Source organism: Gilliamella sp. BG2 (assembly GCF_046635645.1).
In the GTDB taxonomy this organism is placed as follows: Bacteria; Pseudomonadota; Gammaproteobacteria; order Enterobacterales; family Orbaceae; genus Gilliamella; species Gilliamella bombi.
On sequence record NZ_JBIDFF010000015.1, the window covers coordinates 1 to 14,006 of the forward strand.

Consider the following 14,006-nt stretch of genomic DNA (forward strand, 5'->3'; position numbering starts at 1 on the left):
CAACGTGCTGCATTATCAACGGTTGAAACGCTAAATGAAAGTACTAAAAAATTAGATTTAAATACCAAAGGCGCCCGTCGTAGTATTGCCAGTATGTTTAAACAATTAGCGAACGGTAATTTTGCATCAGCGGGAAACTCATTGCTAACAATTGGTAATATGACTGGGCGACTACCGCCATTATTTAGCGCTGCTACTTTATCAGTGGGTGTTTTTATCGCGACTTTTTACAAAATGTCCCAAGTGATAAGTACAATAATTTCAGACCAAGAGCGATTTAATCGTGCCTTAATTTCAACGGGTAATTATGCTGGTGCTACGGTTGGTGGGCTTGAGGCTATGTCTCAACGTATCGGTAAAATTAATCATAACTACAGTGAAACACGTGGTGTTATTGCAGAACTGACATCAGAGGGACGATTATCAGCAAAATCAATTGAAAATATTGCTACTGCATCAGCGTATATGGCAGCGGTGACCGTAAAAAACGCACAAGACGCTGTTCAATCATTTAAAGGTATTGAAAATGCGGTCACTAGTTGGGCGGTTGAAAGTAATAAACAATATCATTGGTTAGATTTAGCTACTTATCAGCGTATAGCAGCGCTAGAAGCACAAGGTGACACAGAGCAAGCCATTGCCGTTGCCACCGAGAGATATGCCAAAGAGATGGAAGTCAGCGCTAACAAGATGCAAGAACAGCTTAATTGGTTAGAAAAGGCATGGCAACACTTCAAAAATGGCGTGAGTGATATAGGTGAAGGATTTAAAAAAGAGTTAAAATTTAGTTTAGGGTTATCAAACTCAGACGAAGATATTGAAAGAATGGAGGGAGCCAAAAATAGAGGTTTTTATATTGTTCCTGGGGCAGGATATATTCCATACAATAAAAATGATGATAAAGCATTACAAGAAAAACAGGCTCAACGAGATAAACAGCAAAAAGAAGTACAAGAAAAGCATGATACTGATGTCATTAATGAAAAAGCAATCAATGCCCAAAAAGAGCTTGATGAGCTGCATAAACAAAATGCCAGTGATGCCGAAAAACAAGCTAAAGCGGTTGATGAATTACGTAAAAAATATGAAGCGCTGTGGGCTGATGAAAAGGGTCGTAAAGATTTACAAGCACAAGGAGTGACTTCAAAAGACGGTAAATCATTTTCTGGTGGTCAATATGATAAAGATGTAAAAGAAATAACGGATAAATCGCTCAGGCAGTATAACGAACAATTAAAAAATAAGGTCGCATTACAAGAAAAAAGCACAGCAGTTGCTAAAGCGCTTTACGAAATTGAAAAAGGTCAGTATAAAAATGCCAGCCCAGAACTCAAAAAAGAAATTATCGCTAATGCTCAATTGATAGATGCGCACGAAGCAAAGAAAAAAGCAATACAAGAATCAGCCCAAGCGGCAAAATCTGCAGCACGTGAAACAGAGCAATTTATAAAATCGCTGGAATCACAAGCGAATAAGCAGACACAAAAAACATACGCAACTCGGCAAGCGTTAATTGATTCTCAAAAACTAACGGTAGAGCAGCGTAATCGAGCCAATGCGGCAAATAATGCAATTACAGCACACGAAAATAAAAAATTCAATGAAGAATTACAAAATCAACTTAATTCGCTATTGTTTGACCCTGCCAGAATTAAAACGGCAGAGATTGATAGATGGTATCAAGCTGTTATGGCTCAACTTAAAGCCAATAATAATACTGCTGGCATTAACCTAATTGATCAGATTTTACCGCTTGAAAAAGCGAAAGCAAATATTGAACTGATTAAACAGCAAATTCAAGCGACAAAAACCAATCAAACTCAAGAAGAGCAACGTATACAAGCACAGGTTATTAGTGGACTGATTACCGAACTTGAAGCACAAAGCCAATTAGTTGAACTACATAAACAAACCGCTATTGAACTCAGTAAAAGTGTGCCATTACTCCAGCAATTGACACAAGCGCCAGAGCAAATTAGTCAAGAGGCTAAAGCTGCACTAGCACAATTACAACTAGAAATTGCACAGCTTAATAAAACCACAGATGCATTAACTAACGCATTTCGTAATGGTTTACAAAATGGCATGCAAAGTGCTTTGCAAGGCTTAGCGGAGGGTACTAACACGCTAAGTGACGCTATCACTAATTTAGGTTTAAGTGTTGTTAATGCAATGGCTAAAATTGCCAGCCAAGGCTTAGCTGAAATGATGATGAGTGGGCTAGATCAGGCAAACCATTTAATTAGTAGTTTATTTTCGGCAAGTAATGCCAGTCTCACGATTGATGTCGCACAAAGTTCAATTGCTGCAACAGAAATGGGTACAGCAATCACCACTGCGGCAAGTGTTGGTTCGGTTGAACTTAGCACCTCATTAACCACCGCAATGACAACGGGTACCACAGGATTAACAGGCGCAATGGCAGCCGCATTTTCAAGTGGCGCAGCGACCTTATATACAGCAATTACATCGGCTAGTGCGGGTAGTTCTGCTATGTCGGGGTTAGCTAGAGCTAGTACCGCCGTTATGGCTTCAACGGGTGGTTATATTACAGGTGCTGGTACATCAACATCTGATTCAATTCCTGCTAGATTATCTAATGGTGAATATGTTATTAATGCCGCATCAGTTAAAAAATACGGTATCGACTATCTTCACGCTATCAATACAGGCCGATTACATCGTTATGCAACAGGCGGGCTAGTTAGCAATGTTAATATCCCAAAAGCGCCATTACTTGATGATAACCAACAACGCAAAAGCTCACCAACTGTATTGAGTCCCGTTATTCAGCAGGAATTAGTCATTGATGCGGGTGATATGGTCAGCCGTGGCATCAATAGCGTAACGGGTGGCAGAGCATTTAAAACATTTATTCGAGCAAATAAACAAACAATTAAACAAGATTTGGGGATTTAATCTAATATATCAAATTCTAATTTGGATATTTAAAGTATAATATTTGTAATTTGTTTTCATATGATGAAAAATACAGAATAGTTAATTATCACTTAATTTGAGCGTGATTTATCACGCTCGGCATCAGGAACCGGTCACGCATGAGGGAATTACAGCAACAGTGACAAATGATGTAGTTTGTGACAGTTGGATTCCTTATGAGGATTGTAAAGAGTGGGTAGCACGTGTTAAGTTAACAGGTCCAGTGGCAAGATATCGATGGGACAATCCTAAACCTAGTGTAGTTAAGCCAAGGTTACCGCAAACGTTTGAGTTAGTGGGTAGAGATAGATATGGCGTTGAGGTAGTAAAATATGGATTTGTGTTGAAGCAGTGGTTCATCCATCGGGGTGATAGGAGCTATTATTATGATATGTTAAAATGGTGTCATAATATAGGCTACCATATGCCAAGGGTCAGAGATTTAACCAACGCGGTTAATGTTTACGGAGGTCTTCTTCCTCCTGTTGTAGGTGCTAGCCCATCTTCACCATATAATAATTACATGCGTCATATTGATGCCGGCTTTTTTTCCGAGTGGGGCGTCGTGGACTTCTACAAAGGTGCCGACTTTGGCTTCAACTACCACTTGTCGAGCGAGGATGAAAATAATAAGAATACTTCCTTCATGTACGTTGTGGACTCGGCCTATGGCGATATTATGACGGGCAGCTCAATGGGCAGCTTTTATGTTGTTTGCGTCTCGGACCTCAGACCTTAGTCCTTATTTCCTAGTCCTTAGGTCGCCGAGGCCAATATTTAGAAATTCCTATTTTGATACTTTAACTATCATAAAATTGTTTACCGCCGTGTAGGCAGTTTAGAAATATATAAAGATATGTCAGGGAGAGTTAGTGCTTCATGAAGTCTTTTTGTATTACAAACGGTTGAATGAATGGCCGTAATACGTTTATTCAAATTGATAATAATTTTCTTTATGATATTAACGCCATATCACTTGTTGGTGATACGGCGTTAATTTTATTTTATGAAAGTTTATTACAGTAGTTTAACTGACTATTTCCTATAACCAACAATTGATTCCTACACATCATATTAGTTGATTGATCATTATTTTGCCATTTTTGGGGTATCTATCTGCTTTACTAATGTAAAATCTATAGCTAATAATTTTTCTAATCGTGCAAGTATCCAATTATAACGATCTTTTAATGCATCTTCATGCCATTGTTGATTAAATGTTTTTTGATTAAAATCATCTAATACTTTTTGAGAAAGGCGAAAAGCAGTCGTGTTATTAGTATGATTACCCTGATATACGATCATTTTGACATTGAAAGGATTATTACTAGCATCAATATTTTTTTTACCGCTTAATAGTGTCAAATTAGCAATACTATGTAACCATCTGTTTTTTACTTCTTCCGTGATATGATTCCATTCTGCAATAGTCTTATATTTTTTAGGTAATATATGTTCAAGGTGCAAGTCATTATTAAGTTTTAATAAAATAGGATTAGATTGATCGGTTAGATCATACTCAATTAAAATCAAAAGAGGTTTAATCCATGCTTCTTTATCAACCATATTAGAAGTTAGCTGAGATATCGCTAATTCATAAATCTTTTCTGAATTTAACTTATTTGAAAAGATTGCTTTTAAATAATTGATATGTTTTTTTTCTTTCAGTGCTTTAATGACATTAAAAGAAGTCTGCTTTACTTGGGATAATGTTTTTCCCGCAATCCAATATAAATAATAAAAGCGTCTTAGTTCAAAAACTAATTCATCAAAATCTTTATAATTTGTTGTAATGGCTGTCATTAATATCGCTTTCCAATAATTACTCCATCTCAAATATTGGAATGAATAAATATTTTTATCTTTTGAACAATATATTTTTTCGTAATAATTAATAACAAATTGTTTTAATGAGGCTATGACTTGATTAGGATCTTGATTTTCGAATAAGTTTTGTAGCTCTTCAGTGAATGATTTTTTTTGATTTGAGCCTAATAAATAATGTGCGTAAATAATAAACAAATCATTTAAACTTATATCGTCACATTGTTTAATGAGCTGCTCCATTTCACGCCAATCAGACATAAAACTATCTTCTTTTAATTTTGAAGTGGCTAAATCATCTTTATATTTTTTATATAAGCTTTTCTAATAAAAAACTTTTTATTAAGTCAGCAGAAGTTAAATCTAAACCTCTATTATTGAGCACCTGAAACAATTTAATAGCAAAATCACGACTGGTACAATCGATACGTATAATTTTAACTTGGTAAAACAAGTAATTAATTAACTCTCCAAGTTTATTTTCAGGTAAAGAATTTAATTTCTCTTTAAAAATTAGTGCGGTATTAATAAATTTAAATTTGGGTTCTTGATCATTTTTAATTTGATATTTATATGGAGGCGGCAATATTTTTGTTGCTCCCTCGTTTAAAATATACGCTTCAAAATCAGATTGATGAGAGCTATGAGTGTGTAATCTTAAACGTGAAGCTCGGCTATTAAAGATTATTGCAGAACGGATAATATCAATATTTACAGAAAGGGGATTTAAATTATCATGTAGATTAAGATTCGGAAAATAATCACGTATAACGCAAAATAGTATCATTAACGTTGTTAATCTTTGTTGTCCATCGACAACATCAATATAAGGGGAATTAGGTTCATCATAAGAATTTGCTGTAATAACAGAGCCAAGAAAGTAATTTGGTACGTCATTTTCATATGATTCTAAAATATCGTCCCATAACTGTTCAACTTGTTCACTTTCCCATTTATAAGGTCTTTGATACTTTGGTATTTTATAAAGATTTTTTGTATCACCAAATAATTCACTAATCGATAAACTACGGGGTTTAAAAGATTCTTCCATATTTATACCTACTTATATTTCTATTTAATTTAATTTAATTTAATTTGAAAACATTTGATTATTAGTTATTATTCTAGCAATTTACTTGTTTCATATAAATTAATTATCATGATTAATAATATAAATAAAATTTAAAAGGCTTGATATGATGATTAAATCTTAAAAAATAAAAGCAATTATTTTATTGTGGAATTTATCTTACTGATAATAAAAATTTCTAGATAAAACATGAAAAACTAAAGCATCTTTCGAGGCTTTAGTTTTTATAAATATAGAAAAGTAATTTGTTATTACTTTATCCCAAATTCAGACCGATAAGCTTCAACTTGCGTTACTTGATCTTTTCGAGCTGGATCTTTATAGAGGTACTGGATTAAATCATCAAGCGTAATAATTGAAATTACATTGCAATGATAAGTTTGTTTAATTTCTTGAATTGCTGACAGTTCACCACGACCTTTTTCTTGACGATCTAGACAAATAAGTACGCCAGCAAGTTTAGATTGGTTATCTGCTAATATTTTCATCGATTCACGAATAGCAGTTCCGGCAGTAATAACATCATCGACCAACATAACGCGTTGTTGATAGATCGAACTACCTACTAAATTACCGCCTTCGCCATGATCTTTTGCTTCTTTACGGTTAAAGCAGTAAGGAATGTCAACATTATGATGTTCAGATAGTGCAACAACGGTTGATGAAACAATAGGAATACCTTTATAGGCTGGACCAAAAATGACATCGTACTCTAAATTAGTATCCATTAGTGCGGCTGCATAAAAACGACCTAATAAAGCCAGATCTTTACCTGTATTAAATAATCCTGCATTAAAGAAATAGGGACTTTTGCGTCCCGATTTCAAGGTGAATTCACCAAACTTTAATGCTTGCCTATTTAATGCAAATTCAATAAATTCACTTTTATATGATTTCATCGATCCTCTCCAATTAATCTTTTAAGGCCTGTTTTTGTGCATCAATAATAGTTTTGATGCCATTTTTTGCTAGCTCTAACAGTTTTAATAATTCGTCATGACTAAAGGGTTCGCCTTCAGCAGTGCCTTGCACTTCAATCATACGACCATCGTCAGTCATAACAACATTCATATCGGTTTCAGCGTTTGAATCTTCTATGTATTCTAAGTCACATACTGCTTGGTCATCGACAATACCGACAGAAACAGCAGCAACTAATGATTTAATTGGATTTTGCTTAATTTTACCATCTGCAACCATTTTGTTGATTGCATCATTTAGTGCTACACAAGCACCAGTAATTGACGCAGTTCGGGTACCACCATCTGCTTGAATAACATCGCAATCTAACGTGATAGTATATTCACCTAATAATTTAAGGTCGATCATTGCACGTAGTGAACGGGCAATAAGGCGTTGAATCTCCATAGTGCGACCGGTTTGTTTACCTTTAGCCGCTTCGCGTTGAGTTCGTGAATGGGTTGCACGAGGTAGCATTCCATACTCAGCAGTTACCCAACCTTGGTTTTGCCCCTTTAAAAAACGTGGCACACCTTCATCAATAGTGGCATTACAAAGTACTTTAGTTTCACCAAACTCAACTAATACAGAACCTTCTGCATGCTTAGTATAATGACGGGTTATTTTGATAGGGCGGACTTGTTCCGCAGATCGACCTGACGGGCGCATGCAATTCTCCAGATGTTACAATTAAAAAATATCTTTTTTGAGCTAATTATTTAGGGGGACATCAACAAGATAAGGTTGATGTTTAGCCTAAGCTAAGAGCATATTATACAGAATATGTGGTACAATGCCCAGCAAGTTTTTTACAAATTTAGGAAGCAATTATGATTTCCAGTATGACCGCCTATGCCAGAAAGGAATTAAATCAATCTTGGGGAACCGCCTCATGGGAACTCCGATCAGTTAATCAACGTTATTTAGAAACCTATATCCGCCTACCAGAACAGTTTCGTTCACTTGAACCGATGATACGTGAACGACTCCGTAATCGTCTAACTCGTGGTAAAATCGAATGTAATTTACGTTTTGAATTAGATCCTGCAGCGCAAAATCAAGAACTTTCGTTAAATAAAGATCTTGCTAAGCAAATTTTAAATGCCGCAAACTGGGTTCAAACAGAGCATCAATCAGGACAAGTTAACCCGATTGATGTACTTCGTTGGCCAGGCGTATTGTCGGCAAAAGAACAAAATCTTGACAGCATATCACAAGAAATCCTAGCGTTACTTGATACAGCTATCGACGAGTTTAAAGCTGTTCGAGAACGTGAAGGTAAAGCGCTTAGTGATTTAATTGTTAAACGTTTAGAAGCCATTACCGTAGAAGTGGATAAGATTCGTAATTGGATGCCGCAAATACTTGAATGGCAAAAAGAACGTTTAAAAAGTAAATTGGCTGAAGCTAATATTGAACTGGATCATTCTCGCCTAGAGCAAGAAATAGTGATGGTTGCCCAGCGAATTGATGTTGCCGAAGAGCTTGATCGCCTAATGACACATGTTAAAGAAACTTATTCGATCTTAAAGAAAAACGAAGCGATAGGTCGTCGATTGGATTTTATGATGCAAGAGTTTAATCGAGAAACTAACACTATTGCATCTAAATCAATCAATGCTGATGTGACAGCCAGTGCGATTGAACTCAAAGTACTTATTGAACAAATTCGTGAGCAAGTACAAAATATTGAGTAATCACCTATCTAATGAATAAAGTACTTGGTATTTTAGCTGTCATATTAGCATCTATTTTATGGGGGACAACGGGCACAGCTGCTACATTTGCGCCCTCGCTTTCACCTTTACTCATTGGCTCGCTAGCAATGGGTATTGGTGGCATTTTACAATGTACATTGGCAATATCTAAAATAATCAAAGAACGCCATTTATTAATCAAGCATGTTCACTTACTTATTGTTGGTGCTATTGCTGTTATGATTTATCCTTTAGCTTTTTATAGCTCTATGCGCTTATCGGGTGTAACAATTGGAACAGTAGTTTCTATTGGATCAGCCCCGATCCTTTCAGCCCTCATTGAATATATTAGTCGTGATTTTCGCCTAACTAAACAATGGGTAATAGGAGCAGCCTTTGGTATTTTGGGGATGATTTTACTTGCCTTTTCAGAAGATAATTCCACCACAACGCAATATGAACACACCACTATAGGTATTTTATTAGGATTAATTGCTGGATTTACCTATGCCTTATATTCATGGTCAGCTCGTCAATTAATGTTAAAAGGCATATCAACAAAATCGGCCATGGGGGCAACCTTTGGCTTTGGTGGCATCTTACTCATACCCGTTATGTTACTCACAGGGACTGCATTATTTGACTCACTAACCAATATTGCTGTTTGTATTTATATAGCATTGATCCCCATGTTTATGGGGTATTTATGTTATGGTTATGGTTTATCTAAAATATCGGCTAGTTCGGCTATTACAATCAGCTTATTAGAGCCTGTTATTGCGGCCATATTAGCGATGTTAATTATTGGCGAACAAATGTCATTAGTTGGGTGGTTTGGGGTTATATTGATTTTTCTGTGTCTTATGTTTGTGACCTTATCGAGTATTACAAACTTATCGGCTTCGACATAATAAGGCTACAATACGAAATACTGAACGGAATTAATAGACTTTTGTTTTATTTTGATATTACTAAAAATAGTTCAGTAATTTTAGTTTATAATAAATTAAAATATATATTTTAACTTCATTAAGTTTTACTAATAAGCAATATAACGTGAAAAAATTAGTTGCATTATTTTTATTGTTCATATGTTTCTCAAACCCATCTTATGCTCAAGATTTTCGAGATTTGAGTTTTGACAAATTATACAAAAAAGCGGCAGAAGAAAATAATCCAGAAGCACAATTTTATCTTGGCGTTAGGTACCTTTATGGTATTTCTGTCACAAAAGATGCGCAAAAAGCAATAGAATGGTACGAAAAAGCTGCGGCACAAGGTATTGTATATGCTATGACTAATATCGCTAGCTTATATTATAAAGGTGAAGAAGTTGAACAAGATTACACCAAAGCTTTTGAATGGTTTCAAAAAGCAGCAGAAAAAGACGACGAAGCTCAATTTAATTTAGGGTATATGTACGAAAAAGGCCAAGGTGTTGAACAAAATATAACGAAAGCTTTGGAATGGTATCAAAAAGCGAGCGGAAATGGCAATGTAAATGCTCAATATTCTTTAGGTGATATGTATTTTGATGGTAAAGTTGTTGAACAAGATTATAGTTTAGCTAAAATTTGGTTGGAAAAAGCAGCCGAGCAAAATGATCCTTACGCACAATGGAATCTTGGTGTGATATATTTTAATGGCTATGATGTTAAAAAAGATACCAAAAAAGCGAAAGAATTGTTTAAAAAAGCTTGTGAAAATGGAATTAAGCATGAATTTTGTGAACAAAAATAAAAACGACTTCAGTAAATAAAATTGGGCTAAATTAAAAAGGGCGTTAAGCCCTGATTAACTTAAACGGCAGTATTAATTACAACAATGTCTTTTCTTGAGTGATTTAAAATACCAATAAAGCACAAGGCAAGCTGTACCTGTTGATAACAGATCGGCCGTTGGGGCAGCAGCCCAAACACCATCAAAACCCAAAAATAATGGTAAAATATAAAGTGCTGGTAACAAAATCAAAATTTGCCTTGAAAGACTTAATAAAATCGAAATTTTTGCCATACCAATACATTGGAAAAAGCTAGTGGTAACCATTTGAAAGCCAACAAAAATAAAAGAGAGTGTAGTAAATCGTAATGCAATAGCCGAAAGTTGCACTAAATCTTCCTCGGAACTAAAAGCTCGCACCAACATATCTGGAATAAAAAATCCTAATACAAAACCGAGCGAAGTTACAACCGTTGCTACTTTCACAGCATAAAAGAAAGTCTTTTTAACGCGATCATAATTTTTAGCACCATAATTATAACCAATAATAGGTTGCATACCTTGGTTGATACCAATGACAATCATAATCACTAAAGTAATAAGCCGGTTAGCATTAGAAAAAGCAGCAATTGAATCATCGCCCGACACATTAGCAAGTGGAGCATAACGATTAAGTTGCCAGTTAATAAACACTACAACGATTGATGCCGCCATTTGCATTGAAAAAGGTGATAAACCGATTGATATAACCGATTTTGCAATTGAAAAGTCCAACTTAAAATTACGACGATAAAGCTTAATATTACTATTCTTATTTAAAAAATGTTGCATAACAAACACAAAGCTAATCATCATCGACAACGTTGTTGCCATTGCAGCTCCACGCATTCCCCAGCCTAAACCAATAATAAAAATTGGCGCTAAAATAATATTAGCAATCACACTGACAAACATAGTTACCATGGCTTTAAAAGGGTAACCACTTGCACGCATCATATTGTTGTAGTTAAAAGTGAGGGTTAAAAAGATACTACCAGGTAGAAAAATTTCTAAAAACTCTCTAGCATAAACATGGTTAACAGGGCTAGAACCGACAAAACGCAACACGGGATCAATAAAAATAAGCAGCATTGACAGCGTAAAACCACTCAGCAGCGCAGTTAGCATAAACGACGTACCAGCGACTTTTTCGGCCTTGTCGTTTTCACCACGACCTAAAAAAATTGAAATCCGACTGGCCGAACCGATTCCAACTAACATACCAATTGCCGCTGCTAAATTCATCACAGGTAAAATAAGACCAGCAGCACTTAACGCCTCGCGTCCGATCCAATGGCCAATAAAAATGCCATCAATAATATTATAAAGAGTGTTAACAATTGTCCCAATAATGGCAGGTAACGCATATTGCCAAAATAGTGCACTGATTTTTTTATTTTTAAAATCATTATAAACATCAATAGAGTGAGCCATTGCTTTTAATTTTCCGCTGATAAATATTGTAAAAAAGTTTCCGGTAACTATACGTTTCAGTATAAATTAGTATAATCATTATTCATATTAATAATGATAACCCCAAGTTGCTTGTTAGGTATATTAGCAAAATAATAAATTCAGTTTTCGATTTTTACTTATTTCTTAATTTTAATGATTATAACTGATAGCGATTATCTAAACCTTGCTATCGCGACTGCGCTTACGTGTAGTTAAATCTTGTCAAAAAGTTTCAGGTAACTATACGTTTCAGTATAGATTTATGCAATTTAACTGTGCTAGTTTAACAGACTGGCAAATTGTTAATAGCACTTTTTCAGCGCTTTGATAAAATAATGTCCTTAATGATTATAGCGATCCAATAGGAACCTCACCAATGAGCGTACAAATAGAAAAGATCATACTGCATAAATTAATTAGAAAAAGCGACACCGAAATTGAACTACAACTTCGTGACTCAATGCTCGACAACGAGCAAGCGGTTGTTAATCTAATTGAAGATATCAACCGCATCTATAATAACAAAAGCAAAGCCTATGGATTATTTAATAGCGAAAGCTTATTTGAACAATCACTAAAAGAACTACGGCTAGGCAATCAAGATTTTTTACATTTCAGCCAAGAATCAACCAAACAACTACGCAACGAACTTGCCAAATATCCTTTTGCAGAAGGAGGAACGGTGGTGTTTTGCCAATATCGTTATTTGGCGGTTGAATACTTAATTATTGCGGTGTTAAATAGTTGTTTAAGTATGTTAGTTAATGAAGACTTAGATATTAGCGAAACGCAATATCTAGACATTGACCATGCCGATATTATTGCCCGTATAGACATGACCGAATGGGAAACCCAAGCCGACTCAAAACGATATTTAACCTTTTTAAAAGGACGAGTAGGGCGAAAAGTATCTGACTTTTTTATGGACTACCTAGGTGCTAATGAAGGATTAGATGCGAAAGCACAAAACAAAACACTGGTTAAAGCGGTAGATGATTACTGCCAAGAAATGCAATTTGACAAACAAGACAAAACCAACGCACGTGAAAGCGTCTACAATTACTGTCAAGCTCAATTACAAGCTGGTGAAGAAATTGAACTAAAAAATCTAGCCAACGAACTACCAACAAGTGACGATAACAACTTTATTGAATTTGTCAAAAATAGTGAATACGATTTAGAAGACACATTCCCCGTTGATCGTAGTGCATTGCGCCAACTTAAAAAATTCTCGGGCAGCGGTGGCGGATTAACCTTAAGCTTCGATTCAAATTTGTTAGGTGAACGTATAAAATGGGATCCACAGACTGACTCACTGGTTATTAAAGGTGTACCGCCTAATTTGCGTGATCAGCTACAACGCAATAGCGGCTCGAACTAATTATCCGCTAATCATAAACTAACAACGTTATTAGGACAAAAAATGAAATACATTGGTGCACATGTAAGTGCAGCAGGTGGGGTAGATAACGCCCCGATAAATGCCTATCAAATTGGCGCAACCGCATTTGCGTTATTTACCAAAAATCAACGACAATGGCACGCCAAACCGCTTGAAACAGCCACCATCGACAGCTTTAAAAAACGCTGCGAAAAATATGGTTTTACCAGCAAACAAATTTTGCCACACGATAGTTACCTTATTAATTTAGGACACCCCGATAGTGAACAGCTTGAAAAATCACGCACTGCTTTTTTAGACGAAATGCAACGTTGTGAACAATTAGGATTAACATTACTCAATTTTCACCCCGGAAGCGATCTAAAACAAATATCGGTTGATGAATGCCTAGCACGCATTGCCGAATCGATAAACATTACGCTCGACAAAACACAAAATGTGGTTGCTGTTATTGAAAATACGGCTGGACAAGGCTCTAACTTAGGCTATAAATTTGAACATCTTGCGCAAATCATTGACCAAGTCGAAGACAAAAGCAGAGTTGGAGTTTGCATTGACACTTGCCACGCTTTTGCCGCTGGTTACGATTTACGTACCGAACAAGCTTGCCAAGAAACTTTTGCTGAGTTCGAAAAAATAGTCGGTTTTCAATACTTACGAGGCATGCACTTAAACGATGCTAAAAGCGAATTTGCTAGCCATGTCGATCGCCATCACAGTTTAGGCAAAGGCAATATTGGTGAAACTGCATTTAAATATATTATGCAAGATCCAAGAATTGACGAAATTCCTCTTATCTTAGAAACCATTGATCCTGATATTTGGACGCAAGAAATAAACTGGCTAAAGGAGCAATGTCAATAGTTATTAAAGCGTTACA

12 protein-coding genes are annotated in these 14,006 nt (G+C 35.6%); 7 read left to right on the forward strand and 5 right to left on the reverse strand.

The window, feature by feature from the left end; all coding sequences use genetic code 11:
* A partial coding sequence (locus tag ACGH6Q_RS07610; protein WP_411592522.1) for a phage tail length tape measure family protein occupies positions 1–2,919 on the forward strand: 2,919 nt, incomplete at its 5' end.
* A 160-nt stretch (positions 2,920–3,079) separates the two neighbouring features.
* Positions 3,080–3,679: a hypothetical protein gene (locus ACGH6Q_RS07615; protein ID WP_411592523.1), complete on the forward strand. Its 600-nt coding sequence runs from the start codon at positions 3,080–3,082 to the stop codon at positions 3,677–3,679.
* Between the two features lie 350 nt (positions 3,680–4,029).
* Here ACGH6Q_RS07615 and ACGH6Q_RS07620 read toward each other — a convergent pair whose 3' ends face one another.
* From ACGH6Q_RS07620 to rph, 4 genes are all read right to left on the reverse strand, one after another.
* On the reverse strand, positions 4,030–5,025 hold the full coding sequence (locus tag ACGH6Q_RS07620) for an HNH endonuclease family protein (protein ID WP_411592524.1): 996 nt from the start codon (positions 5,023–5,025) through the stop codon (positions 4,030–4,032).
* Between the two features lie 49 nt (positions 5,026–5,074).
* Positions 5,075–5,815 (reverse strand): DUF262 domain-containing protein, encoded by a 741-nt coding sequence (locus ACGH6Q_RS07625; protein WP_411592525.1) that lies wholly within the window; start codon positions 5,813–5,815, stop codon positions 5,075–5,077.
* Positions 5,816–6,105: 290 nt separating this feature from the next.
* Positions 6,106–6,753, reverse strand: a complete 648-nt coding sequence (pyrE, locus tag ACGH6Q_RS07630; protein WP_296302033.1) for an orotate phosphoribosyltransferase — start codon at positions 6,751–6,753, stop codon at positions 6,106–6,108.
* A 13-nt stretch (positions 6,754–6,766) separates the two neighbouring features.
* Positions 6,767–7,483 carry a ribonuclease PH gene (gene rph, locus ACGH6Q_RS07635; RefSeq protein ID WP_065589925.1) on the reverse strand — a complete coding sequence of 239 codons (717 nt, stop codon included), beginning with the start codon at positions 7,481–7,483 and terminating at the stop codon, positions 6,767–6,769.
* A 161-nt stretch (positions 7,484–7,644) separates the two neighbouring features.
* Here rph and ACGH6Q_RS07640 point away from each other — a divergent pair, with 161 nt between their 5' ends.
* The 3 genes from ACGH6Q_RS07640 to ACGH6Q_RS07650 all read left to right on the forward strand — a co-directional run bounded on the left by ACGH6Q_RS07640 (position 7,645) and on the right by ACGH6Q_RS07650 (position 10,251).
* A complete protein-coding gene (locus tag ACGH6Q_RS07640; protein ID WP_174798091.1) occupies positions 7,645–8,511 on the forward strand; it encodes a YicC/YloC family endoribonuclease in 867 nt (288 codons plus the stop codon).
* A gap of 11 nt (positions 8,512–8,522) precedes the next feature.
* Positions 8,523–9,422 carry a DMT family transporter gene (locus ACGH6Q_RS07645; protein ID WP_174798092.1) on the forward strand — a complete coding sequence of 300 codons (900 nt, stop codon included), beginning with the start codon at positions 8,523–8,525 and terminating at the stop codon, positions 9,420–9,422.
* Between the two features lie 145 nt (positions 9,423–9,567).
* Positions 9,568–10,251, forward strand: coding sequence for a tetratricopeptide repeat protein (locus tag ACGH6Q_RS07650; RefSeq protein ID WP_411592529.1), 684 nt, complete (start codon positions 9,568–9,570; stop codon positions 10,249–10,251).
* 72 nt (positions 10,252–10,323) lie between these two features.
* Here the strand turns inward: ACGH6Q_RS07650 and ACGH6Q_RS07655 are convergent, their stop codons facing one another.
* Positions 10,324–11,703, reverse strand: a complete 1,380-nt coding sequence (locus ACGH6Q_RS07655) for an MATE family efflux transporter (protein WP_411592530.1) — start codon at positions 11,701–11,703, stop codon at positions 10,324–10,326.
* A gap of 397 nt (positions 11,704–12,100) precedes the next feature.
* Here ACGH6Q_RS07655 and yejK point away from each other — a divergent pair, with 397 nt between their 5' ends.
* On the forward strand, positions 12,101–13,105 hold the full coding sequence (gene yejK / locus ACGH6Q_RS07660) for a nucleoid-associated protein YejK (protein ID WP_065589922.1): 1,005 nt from the start codon (positions 12,101–12,103) through the stop codon (positions 13,103–13,105).
* Between the two features lie 42 nt (positions 13,106–13,147).
* Positions 13,148–13,990, forward strand: a complete 843-nt coding sequence (gene nfo / locus ACGH6Q_RS07665) for a deoxyribonuclease IV (protein WP_174798096.1) — start codon at positions 13,148–13,150, stop codon at positions 13,988–13,990.
* Positions 13,991–14,006: the final 16 nt, after the last annotated feature.

What these genes read in the sequence shown, in the direction of transcription:
- rph (WP_065589925.1), bottom strand. Translation starts at nt 7,483, where the DNA reads ATGCGCCCGTCAGGTCGATCTGCGGAACAAGTCCGCCCTATCAAAATA.
- ACGH6Q_RS07640 (WP_174798091.1), top strand. Translation starts at nt 7,645, where the DNA reads ATGATTTCCAGTATGACCGCCTATGCCAGAAAGGAATTAAATCAATCT.
- nfo (WP_174798096.1), top strand. Translation starts at nt 13,148, where the DNA reads ATGAAATACATTGGTGCACATGTAAGTGCAGCAGGTGGGGTAGATAAC.
- ACGH6Q_RS07620 (WP_411592524.1), bottom strand. Translation starts at nt 5,025, where the DNA reads ATGTCTGATTGGCGTGAAATGGAGCAGCTCATTAAACAATGTGACGAT.
- ACGH6Q_RS07625 (WP_411592525.1), bottom strand. Translation starts at nt 5,815, where the DNA reads ATGGAAGAATCTTTTAAACCCCGTAGTTTATCGATTAGTGAATTATTT.
- yejK (WP_065589922.1), top strand. Translation starts at nt 12,101, where the DNA reads ATGAGCGTACAAATAGAAAAGATCATACTGCATAAATTAATTAGAAAA.
- pyrE (WP_296302033.1), bottom strand. Translation starts at nt 6,753, where the DNA reads ATGAAATCATATAAAAGTGAATTTATTGAATTTGCATTAAATAGGCAA.
- ACGH6Q_RS07655 (WP_411592530.1), bottom strand. Translation starts at nt 11,703, where the DNA reads ATGGCTCACTCTATTGATGTTTATAATGATTTTAAAAATAAAAAAATC.
- ACGH6Q_RS07645 (WP_174798092.1), top strand. Translation starts at nt 8,523, where the DNA reads ATGAATAAAGTACTTGGTATTTTAGCTGTCATATTAGCATCTATTTTA.